This is a genomic window from Azotobacter tropicalis (genome assembly GCF_059739045.1).
Window position 1 is genome coordinate 3,140,548 of the sequence record NZ_AP046059.1, and the last position, 14,562, is coordinate 3,155,109.

Here is a 14,562-nt window from a genome sequence, read left to right on the forward strand (position 1 = left end):
AGCCGGCGGGGCGCTCGCCCCCGGCCGGTCGCGATCCTTCCTCAGCCGACCTGTTCGGGCGGCGTGCTGCCGATGACCTCCAGTGGGTCGGGCGCGGCGAACAGGAGGGCGTCGGCAGAGAGCTGCCCGCCGTAATCGCCTTCCAGGACGACCTCGAAACGCCGTCCCTCGGCGTCCGCCTCGAAGCTCTTGAGGTAGGTGAGGGTGCCGGCGTCGTTCAACTGCACGGCCAGGGTGCCGTCGTGGCCGTCGCCCAGGCCGGAGAAGCCGAGCGCCGAGAGGTCGATCAGGTCCTCGCCGGCCGCGAAGTCGAGGATCCGGTCGGCGAAGCCCTCGCCGTCGGTGCGGTAGCTGGCCTCGCGGGCGGAAAAGACGAAGGTGTCGGTCCCTGCGCCGCCGATCAGGGTGTCGCGGCCGAGGCCGCCGTCGAGGCGGTCGTCGCCGGCGCCGCCATGCAGGTCGTCGTCGCCGGCCGCGCCGGCGAGGCTTTCCGCCGACGCGCTGCCGATCAGGTGGTCGCTTGCCTCGGTTCCCTCGACGGCCACAGGGGCGAAAAGCACATTGCTGCCGTCGAGCCGGTCGGCGAGGTTGCCCTCCAGGGCGATCTCGAAACGCTGCCCTTCGGCATCCGCCTCGAAGCTTTTCAGATAGGTCCGGGTGCCGGCCTCGTTCACCCGCACGGCCAGGGTGCCGTCGTGGCCGTCGCCCAGGCCGCTGAAGCCCAGCGCCGAGAGGTCGAGGCGGTCCTCGCCGGGATCGAAGTCGCGGATCCGGTCGGCGAAGTTCCCGCTGGCGGTGCGGTAGCTGTCCTCGCGGGCCGAGATGCGGAATACGTCGGCGCCGCTGCCGCCGATCAGCTGGTCGTGCCCGACGCCGCCGTCGAGCAGGTCGTCGCCGCCGGCGCCATGCAGGCGGTCATCGCCGTCTCCGCCGGCAAGAACTTCCGCCACCGGACTGCCGGTCAGGCCGTCGCCGGCCCCGGTGCCCTCGAGGGTCAGCGGCGCGAAGAGCAGGTTGCCGCTGCCGAGCAGGCCGGCGTAGTCGCCCTGCAGGACGAGCTCGAAACGCCGTCCTTCGGCATCCGTCTCGAAGCTCTTCAGGTAGGTGAGGGTGCCGGCGTCGTTCGTCTGCACGGCCAAGGTGCCGTCGTGGCCGTCGCCCAGACCGATGAAGCCGAGCGCCGAGAGGTCGAGGCGGTCCTGGCTGGGATCGAAGTCGCGGATCCGGTCGGCGAAGTTCTCGCTGTCGGTGCGGTAGCTGTCCGTGCGGCTCGAAACGCGGAACAGGTCGGCGCCCGTGCCGCCGCTCAGGCTGTCGCGTCCGGCGCCGCCGTCGAGGATGTCGTCGCGGGCTCCGCCGTCCAGGCGGTCCTCGCCGTCCTTGGCGAGGAGCAGTTCGCGGGCGTTGCCGCCGGCCAGCTCGTCGTTGCCGTCGCTGCCCTCGACGAGGGTGATGCCGTCGTCCAGGGCGCCGAAGTTCGTGTCGAGCGAGCCGTCGGCGTTCAGGCGGATCACGGCGAAGTCGTAGCGGCTGCTGGCGGGGTTGTAGCCGAGGCCCGAGATCAGGATCCTGCCGTCGGGCTGCACGGCGAGGCTGTGGCCCTCGTCGTAGCCCCGGGCGAGATCGACGCTGACCTTGCCGCCGTCGCCGAAGCCGGTATCGAGGCTGCCGTCGGTGTTCAGGCGGATCACGCTGAAATCGTAGTCGCCCTTGTCCGGCAGATAACTGAACCCGGCGAGCAGGATCTTGCCGTCCTCCTGCAGGACCAGGCTGTAGCCCTGGTCGTTGCCGCCGGCGATATCGACGACGGCCTTGCCGCCGTCGCCGAAGGCGGTATCCAGGCTGCCGTCGGCGTTCAGGCGGACCAGGCTGAAGTTGTAGTGGTAATAGTTGCCGCTGGTGTCGTAGCTGAAGCCGCCCACCAGGATCTTGCCGTCGGGCAGCACGTTCAGGCTGCGGCCGATGTCCACATCCCCGCCGACATCGAGGATGGCCTTACCGCCGTCGCCGAAGCTGCTGTCGAGCGAGCCGTCGGCGTTCAGGCGGATCACCCCGATATCGGCGGCGCTCTGTCCGACCATCAGGATCTTGCCGTCCGCCTGCAGGGCCAGGCCGTAGCCGAAGTCGTGGTCGCCGCCGTCGAAGCGGGCCTTGCCGTCGTCGCCGAAGCCGGTGTCGAGCGAGCCGTCGGCGTTCAGGCGGATCACGCTGAAATCGTAGTTCGCGCCGTTGTGGCCGTTGCCGGCCAGCAGGATCTTGCCGTCGGGCTGCACGGCCAGGGCATTGGCCTGGTCGTAACTGCCGGCGATATCGACGCGGGCCTTGCCGGCGTCGCCGAAGCCAGTGTCGAGGCTGCCGTCGGCGTTCAGGCGGATCGCCCCGAAGTCGTCTGCGCTCAGTCCCGCGACCAGGATCTTGCCGTCGGCCTGCAGGGCCAGGCTGCGGCCCCCGTCGCTCCCGCCGATGTCGACGACGCTCTTGCCGAGGTCGCCGAAGCCGGTATCGAGGGTGCCGTCGGCGTTCAGCCGGACGAGGCTGGTGTCATAGTTCCAACTGCGCGGGGCGTAGCTGTAGCCCGCCAGCAGGATCCTGCCGTCGGGCAGCAGGGCCAGGGCGTAGCTGTAATCGTCGTGGCCCCCACATCGACCAGCATCTTGCCGGTGGCGGCGCGGGGCGTGGGGTTCGGCACGCTACTGCTCAGTGTCGAGATTTCCATTCGAGGGTCCTTGCATCCTTTGTCGTTCTTGACGGGCTTCTCCGGTCGGGAAGCGCTCGCCCTTGCCGGTTCGGTTCAGCCAAGGGGCGAACGGCAAGGGCTTCCTATGGACAACGGATGGAGGCCGCCGGCTGCGCAGTGGCATGCGAAACAGGAAGCGGGGCTGTCCGCCTGGTTGCGGGCCGGACCTGTGCGGCAGCGAAAGCCCCGGCGAATGCCCAGGCCCAGAAACGACAAACCCCGTTCGGTGGCGGGGTTTGTGTTGAGAGCAAGCGCTTTAAGCCCACTCTTCTCCTTGTGCTATTCCATGCGCATTGGCAGCAATGACAGCCTTTTGCTCGGGTGTGAATGTGTCCCAGATAGTTCGTAACTCATCGCAGACGTAGCTTTTCCAGTCATACACTCGAAATTCATTATTCCAACAAGGCAATAAGTGATCATCGGGGACGCATACGGATTCAAACATATCCTCGGAATACAACCTGGTCATGTCGACAACCTCTCATCGAGAGCCACTGCATCATTAGAGGTACTTGAGGCGCGGAGAAAAGGTAGTCGCAGGGAACTGGCGCGGCCAAGCGGCATTGATCGGGCCGAAGTAGTCGGCCTGAGCTGCACTATCCCATCGCCCGCGGCGGCCTGCTCTGGCGGCAGATGCCTCATGATCCGGCCTCGACGCTGGCAGGGTTCCCCTTCATTGCCGTGGCTTGCCTGATGTTGCCGACGGCTATCGAGCCCTTGGCAGCACCAGGCCGAGCGAGAAACGAACGGGTGGATAACCGGCTCTAGAACAGCGAGATCGGGTACTGGGCGATCAGCCGGTTGTCGTCGAACTTGTTGTTCGCCCCCCAGTCGCGGCGGATCGTCGAGTTCCGCCAGCGCAGGATCAGGTCCTTCGCCGGGCCGCTCTGCACCACGTAGCTCAGCTGGGTCTCGCGGTTCCATTCCTCGCCGTCGTCGATATTCCCGGTGTGCACGTGGGTGCCCTTGATGTAGCGGGTCATCAGGGTCAGCCCGGGCATGCCCAGGGAGGCGAAGTCGTAGTCGTAGCGCGCCTGCCAGGAGCGCTCGCGGGCGTTGTCGAAGCTGCCGTTGTAGCTGTCGTTGGCCGCCGTGCCGCCGCTGGTGCCGTTGACCCGCAGCCACTTGCTGTCGCCGCTGACCCGCTGCAGGCCCAGGTAGAAGGTGTGCGCGTTGTAGCGCAGGGAGAACAGCCCGGAGAGCAGCTTGTTGTCCAGATGACCTTCCAGCGCCTCGCCGTCCTCCTCGCCGTCGAAGTAGCCGATATTGGCGCCGAGGGTCCATTCCTTGCCGAGCGGCTGGGTATGCAGCACCTGGAAGTAGCGCTGCTTGTAGATGTCCTTCAGGCGCGCGTACCAGGCGCCGACGGTGGTGCGCTTGTCGTTGAAGGTGTATTCGGCGCCGCCGAAGTCGAAGTCGTCGGACTGGCGGTCGCTGGTGTAGGGGTTGGTGCCGTTCAGGGTCATGTCCTCCATGCTGCCGTCGTCGCGCGGGCTGTTGCCGGTGATGTGGCCGGCGTAGAGGGTCAGGTTCTTGATCTCCCTGGAGGTGAGCATCGAGCCCTGGAAGGTCTGCGGCAGCGAGCGGCCGTCGTCGGCGCGCAGGATCGGCAGCACCAGGAACCACTCGCCGACGCGCAGCTCGGTTTCGGAATATTTCAGCTTGCCGGAGACGGCGATGCGGCCGTAGTGGTCGGCCGGCTTGCCGTCCTTGTCGAGCGGCAGCAGCTGGGTGCCGCCGGTGCCCTTGCCGCCGTCGAGCTTGACCGACCAGAGGCCGAGGACGTCGATGCCGAAGCCGACGGGGCCTTCGGTGTAGCCGGACTTGAGGTCGAGGATGAAGTTCTGGGTCCATTCCTCGGCCTTGCTGCGGGTGGCGCCGTCGTCGACGAAGTTGCGGTGGATGTAGAAGTTGCGCAGGGTCAGGCTGCCCTTGGCGTCGTCGAAAAATTCGGCCTGGGCGCCGCTGCTGGCCAGGAGCAGGCCGATGGCGAGGGCAGGGGACTGGCGGAGCGAAAAAGGCGAGAGGCTGTTCTTCATTGTTGTTGTTACCGGCGAAGATCGGTGGAAAAGGCGCAAAAAGGCCCCCCTCCGCGGGCGCGGATGCGTTGGGCGAAAGGGGGAAAGCCCGGCGACGGTGACCGGGTCTGGCAGATCAGGCGAGCGGCGTTCCCGGCGGCGTGCCGGAGGTGTGGGAATGCGGCGGAATACGGCGGCGCGCGCGGAGCGAAGTGGTCATGCGGTGTTCCCGTTCGTTGTTGTCGTTGTCGTCACGGAAGCCGGGGGCGGGCGCCCCCGGGTGAAGCCATGGTGCACGGACGCCCGCTCCCGGTCGGGGGAGCGGGGGCCGCTTACAGCGCCTCGCGACTCGGCTGGCCGTCGACCAGGCGCAGGATGCCCAGCGGGTTGGCGTTCTGCAGGGCCTCCGGCAGCAGCGCGTCCGGGTAGTTCTGGTAGCACACCGGGCGCAGGAAGCGGTCGATCGCCAGGCTGCCCACCGAGGTGCCGCGGGCGTCCGAGGTGGCCGGGTAGGGGCCGCCGTGGACCATCGCGTCGCAGACCTCCACGCCGGTCGGGTAGCCGTTGACCAGCAGGCGCCCGGCCTTCTGCTCGAGCACCGGCACCAGGGCGGCGAAGGCGGTCAGATCCGCCGGCTCGGCGATCAGGGTGGCGGTGAGCTGGCCGTGCAGGCCGTGCAGGGCGCGGACCAGCTCGGCCGGGTCGGCCACCTCGACGACCACGGTGGTCGGGCCGAAGACCTCTTCCTGGAGCAGCGCGTCGCCTTCCAGCAGCAGGGCGACGTCGGCCTGGAACAGCTGCGGGCGGGCCTGGTTGCCTTCCTGCGGCTGTCCGGCCAGGTGCTTGACCTTGGGATGGGCGTGCAGGGCGGCGAGGCCTTTCTCGTAGCTCTTCAGGGTGCCGGGGTTGAGCATGGTCTGCGGGCCCTGGTCGGCCATGGTGGCGGCGAACCGTTCCAGGAAGGCGGAGAACTCCGCCGAGCGCAGGCCGACGATCAGCCCGGGGTTGGTGCAGAACTGTCCGCAACCCAGGGTCACCGAGGCGGTCAGCTCCCTGGCGATCTGCTCACCGCGCTGCTTCAGGGCCGCGGGCAGCAGCAGCACCGGGTTGATGCTGGACATCTCGGCGAACACCGGGATCGGCTGCGGCCGGGCGGCGGCCATGTCGCAGAGGGCGCGGCCGCCCTTGAGCGAGCCGGTGAAGCCGACCGCCTGGATCGCCGGGTGCTTGACCAGCGCCTCGCCGACGCCGTTGCCGTAGATCATGTTGAACACCCCGGCGGGCATGCCGGTCTTCTCGGCGGCGCGGAGAATGGCGTCGGCCACGCACTCGGCGGTGGCCATGTGGCCGCTGTGCGCCTTGAACACCACCGGGCAGCCGGCGGCCAGGGCCGCGGCGGTGTCGCCGCCGGCGGTGGAGAAGGCCAGCGGGAAGTTGCTGGCGCCGAACACCGCGACCGGGCCGACGCCGATGCGGCACTGGCGCAGGTCGACGCGCGGCAGCGGCTGACGGTCGGGCAGGGCGCGGTCGATGCGCGCGCCGTGGAACTCGCCGCGGCGCAGGACCTGGGCGAACAGGCGCATCTGGCCGCTGGTGCGGCCGCGCTCGCCCTGGATGCGCGCGGCGGGCAGGGCGGTCTCGCGGCAGACGATGGCGACGAAGTCGTCGCCGAGGGCGTCGAGTTCGGCGGCGATGGCCTCAAGGAACGCGGCGCGGCGGGCGGCGGGCAGGGCGCGGAAGGCCGGGTAGGCGGCGGCGGCGGCCTCGGCGGCGGCGTTCACTTCTTCAGGGGTGGCCTGGTAGAAGTCATAGGATAACTTTTCGCCCGTGGTCGCCTCGACGCTGTGGACGACGACGTCGCCCTTCGCACTGCGGGTGCCTGCGATGTAGTTCTTGCCTTCGATCCGCATTGATTCAACTCCTCTAACCGTAAGGGTTTGGCGGTTATTGACGGGCTGCCTGGGGCGTTTCCCGGCGGGGGCGTCAGGGGGTGTGCAGGGCAACTGTACAACGTCAGATGTTGAATGTCATCGTATGACTGTTCGATTGTCGCGCCTGTATGGGAGGGACGGTTCACAGCCGGCCGACGGCGCCGGGCGGCAGGGCGTCTGCGGCCGGGGCTATGCCGTTGGTCAGCGGTTCGCCGAACTCGGCGATGCCGATCTCGAAGCGGTCGCCCGGCCGCGTCCGCACGCCGTCGGCGAAGGACAGGGTGGCGGTGCCGAAGAAGTGCACGTGCACGTCGCCCGGCCGGAGGAACTGGGCGTACTTGAAGTGGTGGTACTCCAGGTTCTCCAGGCTGTGGCACATGTTGTCCTCGCCGGAGAGGAACTCCCGCTCCCAGAGCACCTCGCCGTTGCGGCGGATGCGGCTGACGCCGGCCAGATGGCGCGGCAGCTCGCCCAGGCGCAGTTCCGGGCCGAAGCTGCAGCAGCGCAGCTTGGAATGCGCCAGATACAGGTAGTTGCGGCGCTCCATGACGTGGTCGGAGAACTCGTTGCCCAGGGCGAAGCCCAGGCGGTACGGCGTGCCGTCCGCACCGATCACGTAGAGGCCGGCCAGCTCGGGTTCCTCGCCGGCGTCCTCGGCGAACGGCGGCAGCGGCAGGTCCGCGCCGGGACGTACGACGATGCCGCCGTCGCCCTTGTAGAACCATTCCGGCTGCGCGCCCGGCTGGCCGGCGGCGGGTTTGCCGCCCTCCAGGCCCCAGCGGAACATGCGCATGGTGTCGGTCATGCCGGCTTCGACCTCGCCGTCGTGCTGGTGCATCTTGTCGCGGGCCGAGGCGCTGCCCAGATGGGTCAGGCCGGTGCCGCTGACCAGGCAGTGGGCCGGGTCCGGGTGGTCCAGCGGGACCAGCACGCGCCGCTCGGCGCGCAGTTGGGCATAGTCGTGGGCCTCACCCAGGCCCAGGCTCTCGATGTGCGCGGCCAGGCTCCGGCCGGCGGCGATGGCCGCCAGGGCCAGTTCGCGGGTGCTCGTCGCACCCCGTATTTCGCGGGCCAGACCGCCGTCCACCAGGCCGACGCGACGCGCGCCGCCGGCCGTTTCGAATTGAATAAAGCGCATTTTCGAATCCTCGTCTTGTGAGTGGCGGGCGCGTCAGACGCCGCCCAGGTGGGCCGGCTGCTGTGCCTGCCGGCGCTCGAGGCGCTGGTAGACGATGCCGGTCAGCAGCAGGCCGAAGCAGAGCACGGCGGACAGGAAGTACAGGCCCGAGGCCAGATTGCCGGTGTATTCCTTGAGCGCGCCGATGGCGAACGGCCCCAGGTAGCCGCCCAGGTTGCCGAAGGAGTTGATCAGGGCGATGCCGGCCGCCGCGCTGGCGCCGCTGAAGAAGCGTCCGGGCAGGGTCCAGAACACCGCGGTGATGGAGTAGAGGCTGAAGGCGACCAGCGACAGCGCGGCCAGTTGCAGGACCGGCGCGCCCAGCCAGGCGCTGAAGAACATGGCGCAGGCGCCCAGCCCGTGCAGCGCCGCCAGGTGCCCGTAGCGGTCGTTCAGGCGGTCCGAGCTGCGCGGCACGATCAGCAGGCCGAGGATGCCGAACACATAGGGCACCGCCGAGATGAAGCCGGTGGCCAGGGTGCCGCCGGCGAACTGGTGGACGATGGTCGGCAGCCACAGGCCGAGGCCGTAGATGCTCAGGGTTACCGGCAGGAAGAACAGCGCCAGCAGCAGCACGCGCTTGTCCTTCAGGGCGTGCAGCGGGTTCTCGTGGCGGGTCTGGCCGTAGTCCCGGCGATCCTTCTCCAGCTCGCCGAGCAGCCAGGCCTTCTGTTCGCCGCTGAGCCAGTCCACTTGGTCCGGGCGGTCCGGGAGGCGGCGCAGGGTCGGCCAGGCCAGCAGCACCGCCGGGGCGCCGATGGCGAGGAACAGCCACTGCCAGCCGTGCAGGCCGCTCAGCCCGTCGAGGCCCAGCAGCAGGCCGGACAGCGGGCCGGTGACCAGCATGGCGATCGGCTGGGAGAGGATGAACAGGCCGAGGACCTTGCCGCGGTGGCGGACCGGGTACCACTGGGTGATGTAGTAGAGCACGCCGGGGAAGAAGCCGGCTTCGGCGGCGCCGAGCAGAAAGCGCATGACGTAGAAGCCGCTCGGGCTGTCGACGAAGGCCATGCCCATGGTCATCAGGCCCCAGGTGAACAGGATGCGGGCGAACCAGCGGCGTGCGCCGAAGCGGTCGAGCATCAGGTTGCTGGGGATCTCGAAGAGGAAATAGCCGATGAAGAACAGGCCGGCGCCCATGCCGTAGGCGGCGTCGCCGAGGCCGATGTCGGCGCCCATGTGCAGCTTGGCGAAGCCGACCGCAGAGCGGTCGATGTAGGCGATCAGGTAGAGCAGGATCAGGAAGGGGATGAGTTTGGCGGTGATCTGGCGGACAAGCCGCGTTTCGGGGCTCATGTGCTGCGGTCTCCAGTTGTTGTTGTAAGGACCGGGTGCGGGGCGGTGGGCCGCCCTCGCGATGCCAGCGGACTATATAGTAATACTATTTATCGAAACAACCCTTCCATTTTGACTTATTAAGGGGTAATTTCGGCTGGCGTTGTTTTTATTAGTATTACTAAATCAAACAAGAGATCCTCGCCATGTCCGACAAGCGTCCCCTCCGTTCCGCCGCCTGGTTCGGCAGCACCGACAAGAACGGCTTCATGTACCGCAGCTGGATGAAGAACCAGGGCATCCCGGACCACGAGTTCCAGGGCAAGCCGATCATCGGCATCTGCAACACCTGGTCGGAGCTGACCCCGTGCAACGCCCACTTCCGCAAGCTCGCCGAGCACGTGAAGAAGGGCGTGCTGGAGGCCGGCGGCTTTCCGGTCGAATTCCCGGTGTTCTCCAACGGCGAATCCAACCTGCGCCCCACGGCGATGCTGACCCGCAACCTGGCGAGCATGGACGTGGAGGAGGCGATCCGCGGCAACCCGGTGGACGCGGTGGTGCTGCTCACCGGCTGCGACAAGACCACCCCGGCCCTGTTGATGGGCGCGGCCAGCTGCGACGTGCCGGCCATCGTGGTGACCGGCGGGCCGATGCTCAACGGCAAGCACAAGGGCCGCGACATCGGCGCCGGCACCGTGGTCTGGCAGATGCACGAGGCCTACAAGGCCGGGCAGATCAGCCTCGACGAGTTCCTTTCCGCCGAGGCCGGCATGTCGCGCTCGGCCGGCACCTGCAACACCATGGGCACCGCCTCGACCATGGCCTGCATGGCCGAGGCGCTGGGCACCTCGCTGCCGCACAACGCGGCGATCCCGGCGGTGGACGCGCGCCGCTACGTGCTGGCGCACCTCTCCGGCATGCGCATCGTCGAGATGGTCGGCGAGGATCTGCGCCTGTCGAAGATCCTCACCCGCGAGGCCTTCGAGAACGCCATCCGGGTCAACGCGGCGATCGGCGGCTCGACCAACGCGGTGATCCACCTCAAGGCCATCGCCGGGCGCATCGGCGTGAACCTCGAGCTGGACGACTGGACGCGCATCGGCCGCGGCATGCCGACCATCGTCGACCTGCAGCCGTCCGGGCGCTTTCTGATGGAGGAGTTCTACTATGCCGGCGGCCTGCCGGCGGTGATCCGGCGGATGGACGAGGGTGGTCTGTTGCCCAACCCCGGGGCGCTGACGGTGAACGGCAAGTCGCTGGGGGCCAACTGCGCGCAGGCGCCGATCTACGGCGAGGACGAGGTGATCCGCCGGCTGGACAACCCGCTGCGCGCCGACGGCGGCATCTGCGTGCTGCGCGGCAACCTGGCGCCCAGGGGCGCGGTGCTCAAGCCGTCCGCCGCCACCCCGGCGCTGATGCAGCACCGCGGCCGCGCGGTGGTGTTCGAGAACTTCGACGACTACAAGGCACGCATCAACGACCCGGCGCTGGACGTCGACGAAACCTGCGTCCTGGTGCTGAAGAACGCCGGGCCCAAGGGCTATCCGGGCATGGCCGAGGTGGGCAACATGGGCCTGCCGCCGAAGGTCCTGGCCAAGGGCATCACCGACATGGTGCGCATCTCCGACGCGCGGATGAGCGGCACCGCCTACGGCACCGTGGTCCTCCACGTGGCGCCGGAGGCGGCGGCCGGCGGTCCGCTGGCGGCGGTGCGCGACGGCGACATGATTGAGCTGGACTGCGCCGCTGGCCGCCTGCACCTGGACGTCTCCGCCGAGGAGCTGGCCGCGCGCCTGGCCGACCTGGCGCCGCCGGCCCCGCTGCTCTGGGACGGCGGCTACCGGCGGCTGTACATCGACCACGTGCTGCAGGCCGACGAGGGCTGCGACTTCGACTTCCTGGTCGGCTGCCGCGGCGCGGAGGTGCCGCGCCATTCGCACTGAGCCCCCCGCACGCGGACCCGGCCGCCGCCGGTCCGCGTCGCCCTGCTGGACTTCCCGCGGTCGGTGCTACTATGCGGGCCCCTCCGGAGCCGCCGCAGACCGATGGACTACCGCCAGCCCAAACCCCGCAAGAGCCAGCACGCGCGCATCGTGCACGAACTCGGCCGCCTGATCGTCTCCGGCCGCCTCAAGCCCGAGGAGAAGCTGCCCGCCGAGGCGCAGCTCTGCGAGGACTACGACGTCAGCCGCACGGTGCTGCGCGAGGCGACCCGGGTGCTGGTGGCCAAGGGCCTGGTCTACTCCAGGCCGCGAGTCGGCAGCGTGGTGCGGGCGCGCCGCGACTGGCACCTGCTCGACCCGGACGTGCTGCACTGGCTGATGCAGTGCAGCCCGCAGAGCGAGTTCTTCGACAAGCTGTCCAGCGTGCGCTGCATCATCGAGCCGGCTTCGGCCGCGCTAGCCGCGGTCAACGCCACCGCCGAGGACCTCGAGGCCATCGCCGAGGCCTATGCGCGCATGGAGGCGGCCAAGGACCCGGAAAGCTTCCTGGAGCCGGACCTGGACTTTCACAGCCGGATCGCCGAGGCCACCCACAACGAGCTGCTGGCGCACCTGTGCAACATGTTCTCGCTGGCCCTGCGCGAGTCGCTGCGCCACTCCAGCCGCCGCCCCAACCTGCACGAGCTGGCCCTGCCGCGGCACAAGGCGATCCTCACCGCGATCCAGAACCGCGACACCCTGGGCGCGCGGCATGCCTCGCTGGTCCAGCTGGAGGACGCGCGCGCCGTGCTGAACACCGTGCTGGGCGAGGATTTTCCGCTCTAGCCATCCTCAGGCCAGCGGGACGACCGTCGCGCCGCCGCCGAGGATCGGGCGCAGCAGGATCCGGTAGCTGTCGGCATCGAAGGGTCGCGACGGCCGCACGGGAGCCGCACGGGCCTCTTCCAGGCTGGCGTAGGTGCCGAGGAAGTGCCACTGGTCGACCACGTGATAGTCCTCGAGCGGTCCGCTGCGTTCGTGCAGGGCGACCGGGCCGGGATAGGGCCAGCCGGCGATTTCCTGCCCGGCCAGGGCGGCGCGCAGCCGGGCGGCGTGCGCCTCGCGGCTCTCGCGGCCGATGCAGGCGCCGGCGCACCGGCCGATCTGGGCGCGGAAGCAGGCGCGGCCGGGGATAGGTTTCTCGAGACCCAGCAGGGTATGGCACAGCCGCTGCCGGTCAGCCAGCGCCAGCAGCTGTTCGCCGGCCGCGCGCCGGCTGCGGAAGAGCCCGTACAGGGCCTGGCCGCGGCCGGGCACGGCCGCCTCGACGATGTCGGGCCGGCCGTCGGCGAGGCGGATCGCGTAGAGCCTGCGCTGGCGGCGCAGGCGCTTGTTGTAGAGCGGCTGCCGCTCCTTGATCAGGCGCGACTCGAGGAGCAGGGCGCCGATTTCGCCGGCGGTGCGGATATGCTCGATGCGCCGCGCCTGGCGCAGCAGGCGGGCTTCCTCGGGCGTGCGCAGGTGGGCGAGCAGGCGGGCGCGGATGTCCACGCTCTTGCCGATGTAGAGCGGCAGCGTGTCGTCGTCGCCGTGGAACAGGTAGACGCCGGGCGCTTTCGGTGCCGCGGCGATCTGCTCGCGCAAATGCTCGGGGTACTCGTAGGGCGCGGCGGGGCGGCGGGCGCGTCGGGTCGGAAGCATGCGGCGTCTTGCGGCGGTGCCGAGGTCGCGCTCATCCGGCGCCAGGCCGGACGGGGACGCCTGCGGGCGTGCCGCCGTTCTCTACGCGTACTCGAAATAGTCGAAGCCGAAACGCTTCTGGAACATGTCCCGCGCCAGTTGGCGGACGCTGGGGGTGGTCGCCGGGTTTTCCAGCAGTTCGATGCACAGTCGGTCCATGTACGCGATGCAGTCCCGGATACGCCGTTTTCGGCGCACGCGTTCCAGGTCGACTATGTTGCTCATGACGCTTGTTCTCCTCGTGGACGAGCGGGGCCCCGGCTTGCGGAAGGCCGTTTCAGGGGGATGGTGTACTGCCTGTTTACGTCGCCGTGCCGGCGGGGGGCAGGGCGGTGCGCTAGAAGCAGGGACGGATGACGGGCGTGTCGGGCTGGCGCTGCGGCTAGTGCCGGCGTTCGGAGCCTGGTCGAGCCTTGCGGCGGCAGGCGTTCATCGTTCGGCCAGCTCCTTCGGGAAGCAATGCAGCTTCTTGAGTTGGGCGCGGCGGTGGCCGTGCGCCGGCAGCACCGAGTACACCTGGAGCAGTTCGCCGCTGACGGTGCGCAGCACGACATAGCTCTGGCCGTCGAACTCCCGGACGGTGCTTCGGGTCATGCTCGGTATAGGCATGAGTTCTACCCTCGCGTAATGGACGCGGCGTACGCGTCGGATCAAGGCGCTGGCATCCCTGGTCGATTGTCCCTGGCTTCGACGTGGTTTCGCTCGTCGATGGCTAACGTTAGGGGCCTAACCGGTCGCTTGTAAATGCGGATTGGACGAATGGACGAGACGGCGTCGGCGCCGGGGGCGGGCGTCCTGCGTCGAAGACCGAAAGCGGCGCGGCAGTCCGCCAGGGGCCTGCGGCCAGCGGCATCGCGGTCATCGTTTGGCCGAACGATAGCCGCCGACGGCTTGCCGCCTGCCGAAACGTCACCACTCGCAATGGCTTTCCGTCTTGAGTGCCACCGCAAAGATCTCGTCTGGATAATCCCGCTCGCTGAGACAGTTCATCAAGGCGCTCTTGAAGAGTTCGTTACTTCGCGACGGGTTCCAGGCAAGGATCGGCATGCCGATTTTCGAGGCGACGAGCAGCGAACATGCTTGGACTTTCCCGATTCGCGACTCCAGGTTTATGTTCGGGCCGTCCACTATCACGCGGACATGGATCTTCTGCGGCCCATTGCGAATCGTGGGGGAAGTCGCTCCGAGCGGTCCGTTGTTTTCCCATTCGACTTTCCGGCAGGGGGAGAGATCGAAATGGCCCAGATGAAGTTCGACGGCTCTGCCGGGAGAGACGATCCCGGTAAAGAGTAGGGCGACGCCGAGACGCAGGGTTCGTTTGTTCATTTTTTCACCGCCCGCTCACAGGTGCCCGGTTTGAGGTTTTCGGCGGCCCGGCGCTGGGTGGCGTATTCGTTGGTCAGGTCGGCCTTGAGGCGGTTGATCTCCAGGGTGAGTGGGGTCGTGTCGACTTTTTCCTGTCCGGCCTTGCCGGTCAGCCGTTGTTTCTGTTCTTCGATCTCCTGTTTCAGGGTAATGATCTTCTTCGTGGCAAGTTCCACATTGATCCGGCTTTCCACCAGTGCAATGCCGTTGTCCGCCTGGCACTTCAGGACTTCGACTTCCTGTTTCGTGGCGAAGTAATCGCGAACGAAGAAAAGGCCGCCGGTCAGGCTGGCGATCAGTAACGTTATTTCCTTGTATTGCTTGGCGATTTCGAGGAATTGATTCATGGATGAGCGTCCAGGGTTGTCCGGGGCACTGAGGCGCAGTGTCCCTTGTC

12 protein-coding genes are annotated in these 14,562 nt (G+C 68.3%); 2 read left to right on the plus strand and 10 right to left on the minus strand.

The window, feature by feature from the left end:
• Nucleotides 1-41 precede the first annotated feature (41 nt).
• From Atro_RS14810 to Atro_RS14830, 5 genes are all read right to left on the minus strand, one after another.
• Entirely contained in the window at nt 42-2,612 is a 2,571-nt protein-coding gene (locus Atro_RS14810; protein ID WP_497927692.1) for a M10 family metallopeptidase C-terminal domain-containing protein, read from the minus strand.
• 889 nt (nt 2,613-3,501) lie between these two features.
• The gene (locus Atro_RS14815) at nt 3,502-4,776 is read right to left on the minus strand and encodes an OprD family porin (protein ID WP_497923431.1); all 1,275 of its coding nucleotides are present in this window, start codon (nt 4,774-4,776) and stop codon (nt 3,502-3,504) included.
• Nucleotides 4,777-5,087: 311 nt separating this feature from the next.
• On the minus strand, nt 5,088-6,665 hold the full coding sequence (locus Atro_RS14820) for an aldehyde dehydrogenase (NADP(+)) (RefSeq protein WP_497923435.1): 1,578 nt from the start codon (nt 6,663-6,665) through the stop codon (nt 5,088-5,090).
• A gap of 163 nt (nt 6,666-6,828) precedes the next feature.
• Complete coding sequence (gene araD1, locus Atro_RS14825) at nt 6,829-7,824, minus strand: AraD1 family protein (RefSeq protein WP_497923437.1); 996 nt, start codon at nt 7,822-7,824, stop codon at nt 6,829-6,831.
• Between the two features lie 33 nt (nt 7,825-7,857).
• The gene (locus tag Atro_RS14830; RefSeq protein ID WP_497923439.1) at nt 7,858-9,159 is read right to left on the minus strand and encodes an MFS transporter; all 1,302 of its coding nucleotides are present in this window, start codon (nt 9,157-9,159) and stop codon (nt 7,858-7,860) included.
• A 185-nt stretch (nt 9,160-9,344) separates the two neighbouring features.
• Here Atro_RS14830 and Atro_RS14835 point away from each other — a divergent pair, with 185 nt between their 5' ends.
• A complete protein-coding gene (locus tag Atro_RS14835; protein WP_497923441.1) occupies nt 9,345-11,081 on the plus strand; it encodes an IlvD/Edd family dehydratase in 1,737 nt (578 codons plus the stop codon).
• A gap of 102 nt (nt 11,082-11,183) precedes the next feature.
• Nucleotides 11,184-11,906: a FadR/GntR family transcriptional regulator gene (locus tag Atro_RS14840; protein ID WP_497923443.1), complete on the plus strand. Its 723-nt coding sequence runs from the start codon at nt 11,184-11,186 to the stop codon at nt 11,904-11,906.
• 6 nt (nt 11,907-11,912) lie between these two features.
• Here Atro_RS14840 and cho read toward each other — a convergent pair whose 3' ends face one another.
• The 5 genes from cho to Atro_RS14865 form a co-directional block, all read right to left on the minus strand.
• The gene (cho, locus tag Atro_RS14845; RefSeq protein ID WP_497923445.1) at nt 11,913-12,761 is read right to left on the minus strand and encodes an excinuclease Cho; all 849 of its coding nucleotides are present in this window, start codon (nt 12,759-12,761) and stop codon (nt 11,913-11,915) included.
• Nucleotides 12,762-12,842: 81 nt separating this feature from the next.
• Nucleotides 12,843-13,025 carry a hypothetical protein gene (locus tag Atro_RS14850; protein WP_497923447.1) on the minus strand — a complete coding sequence of 61 codons (183 nt, stop codon included), beginning with the start codon at nt 13,023-13,025 and terminating at the stop codon, nt 12,843-12,845.
• Between the two features lie 204 nt (nt 13,026-13,229).
• Nucleotides 13,230-13,409, minus strand: coding sequence for a hypothetical protein (locus Atro_RS14855; RefSeq protein WP_497923449.1), 180 nt, complete (start codon nt 13,407-13,409; stop codon nt 13,230-13,232).
• A gap of 300 nt (nt 13,410-13,709) precedes the next feature.
• Entirely contained in the window at nt 13,710-14,126 is a 417-nt protein-coding gene (locus Atro_RS14860) for a hypothetical protein (protein ID WP_497923451.1), read from the minus strand.
• Nucleotides 14,123-14,512 carry a hypothetical protein gene (locus Atro_RS14865; protein WP_497923453.1) on the minus strand — a complete coding sequence of 130 codons (390 nt, stop codon included), beginning with the start codon at nt 14,510-14,512 and terminating at the stop codon, nt 14,123-14,125. Before Atro_RS14865 ends, Atro_RS14860 begins: the two co-directional genes overlap by 4 nt.
• Nucleotides 14,513-14,562 lie beyond the last annotated feature (50 nt).

Bases quoted from the DNA above. Each gene is read 5' to 3' on its own strand.
- Atro_RS14840 (WP_497923443.1), top strand. From the start codon at position 11,184: ATGGACTACCGCCAGCCCAAACCCCGCAAGAGCCAGCACGCGCGCATC.
- araD1 (WP_497923437.1), bottom strand. From the start codon at position 7,824: ATGCGCTTTATTCAATTCGAAACGGCCGGCGGCGCGCGTCGCGTCGGC.
- Atro_RS14820 (WP_497923435.1), bottom strand. From the start codon at position 6,665: ATGCGGATCGAAGGCAAGAACTACATCGCAGGCACCCGCAGTGCGAAG.
- Atro_RS14835 (WP_497923441.1), top strand. From the start codon at position 9,345: ATGTCCGACAAGCGTCCCCTCCGTTCCGCCGCCTGGTTCGGCAGCACC.
- Atro_RS14860 (WP_497923451.1), bottom strand. From the start codon at position 14,126: ATGAACAAACGAACCCTGCGTCTCGGCGTCGCCCTACTCTTTACCGGG.
- Atro_RS14865 (WP_497923453.1), bottom strand. From the start codon at position 14,512: ATGAATCAATTCCTCGAAATCGCCAAGCAATACAAGGAAATAACGTTA.
- Atro_RS14815 (WP_497923431.1), bottom strand. From the start codon at position 4,776: ATGAAGAACAGCCTCTCGCCTTTTTCGCTCCGCCAGTCCCCTGCCCTC.
- cho (WP_497923445.1), bottom strand. From the start codon at position 12,761: ATGCTTCCGACCCGACGCGCCCGCCGCCCCGCCGCGCCCTACGAGTAC.
- Atro_RS14830 (WP_497923439.1), bottom strand. From the start codon at position 9,159: ATGAGCCCCGAAACGCGGCTTGTCCGCCAGATCACCGCCAAACTCATC.
- Atro_RS14855 (WP_497923449.1), bottom strand. From the start codon at position 13,409: ATGCCTATACCGAGCATGACCCGAAGCACCGTCCGGGAGTTCGACGGC.
- Atro_RS14850 (WP_497923447.1), bottom strand. From the start codon at position 13,025: ATGAGCAACATAGTCGACCTGGAACGCGTGCGCCGAAAACGGCGTATC.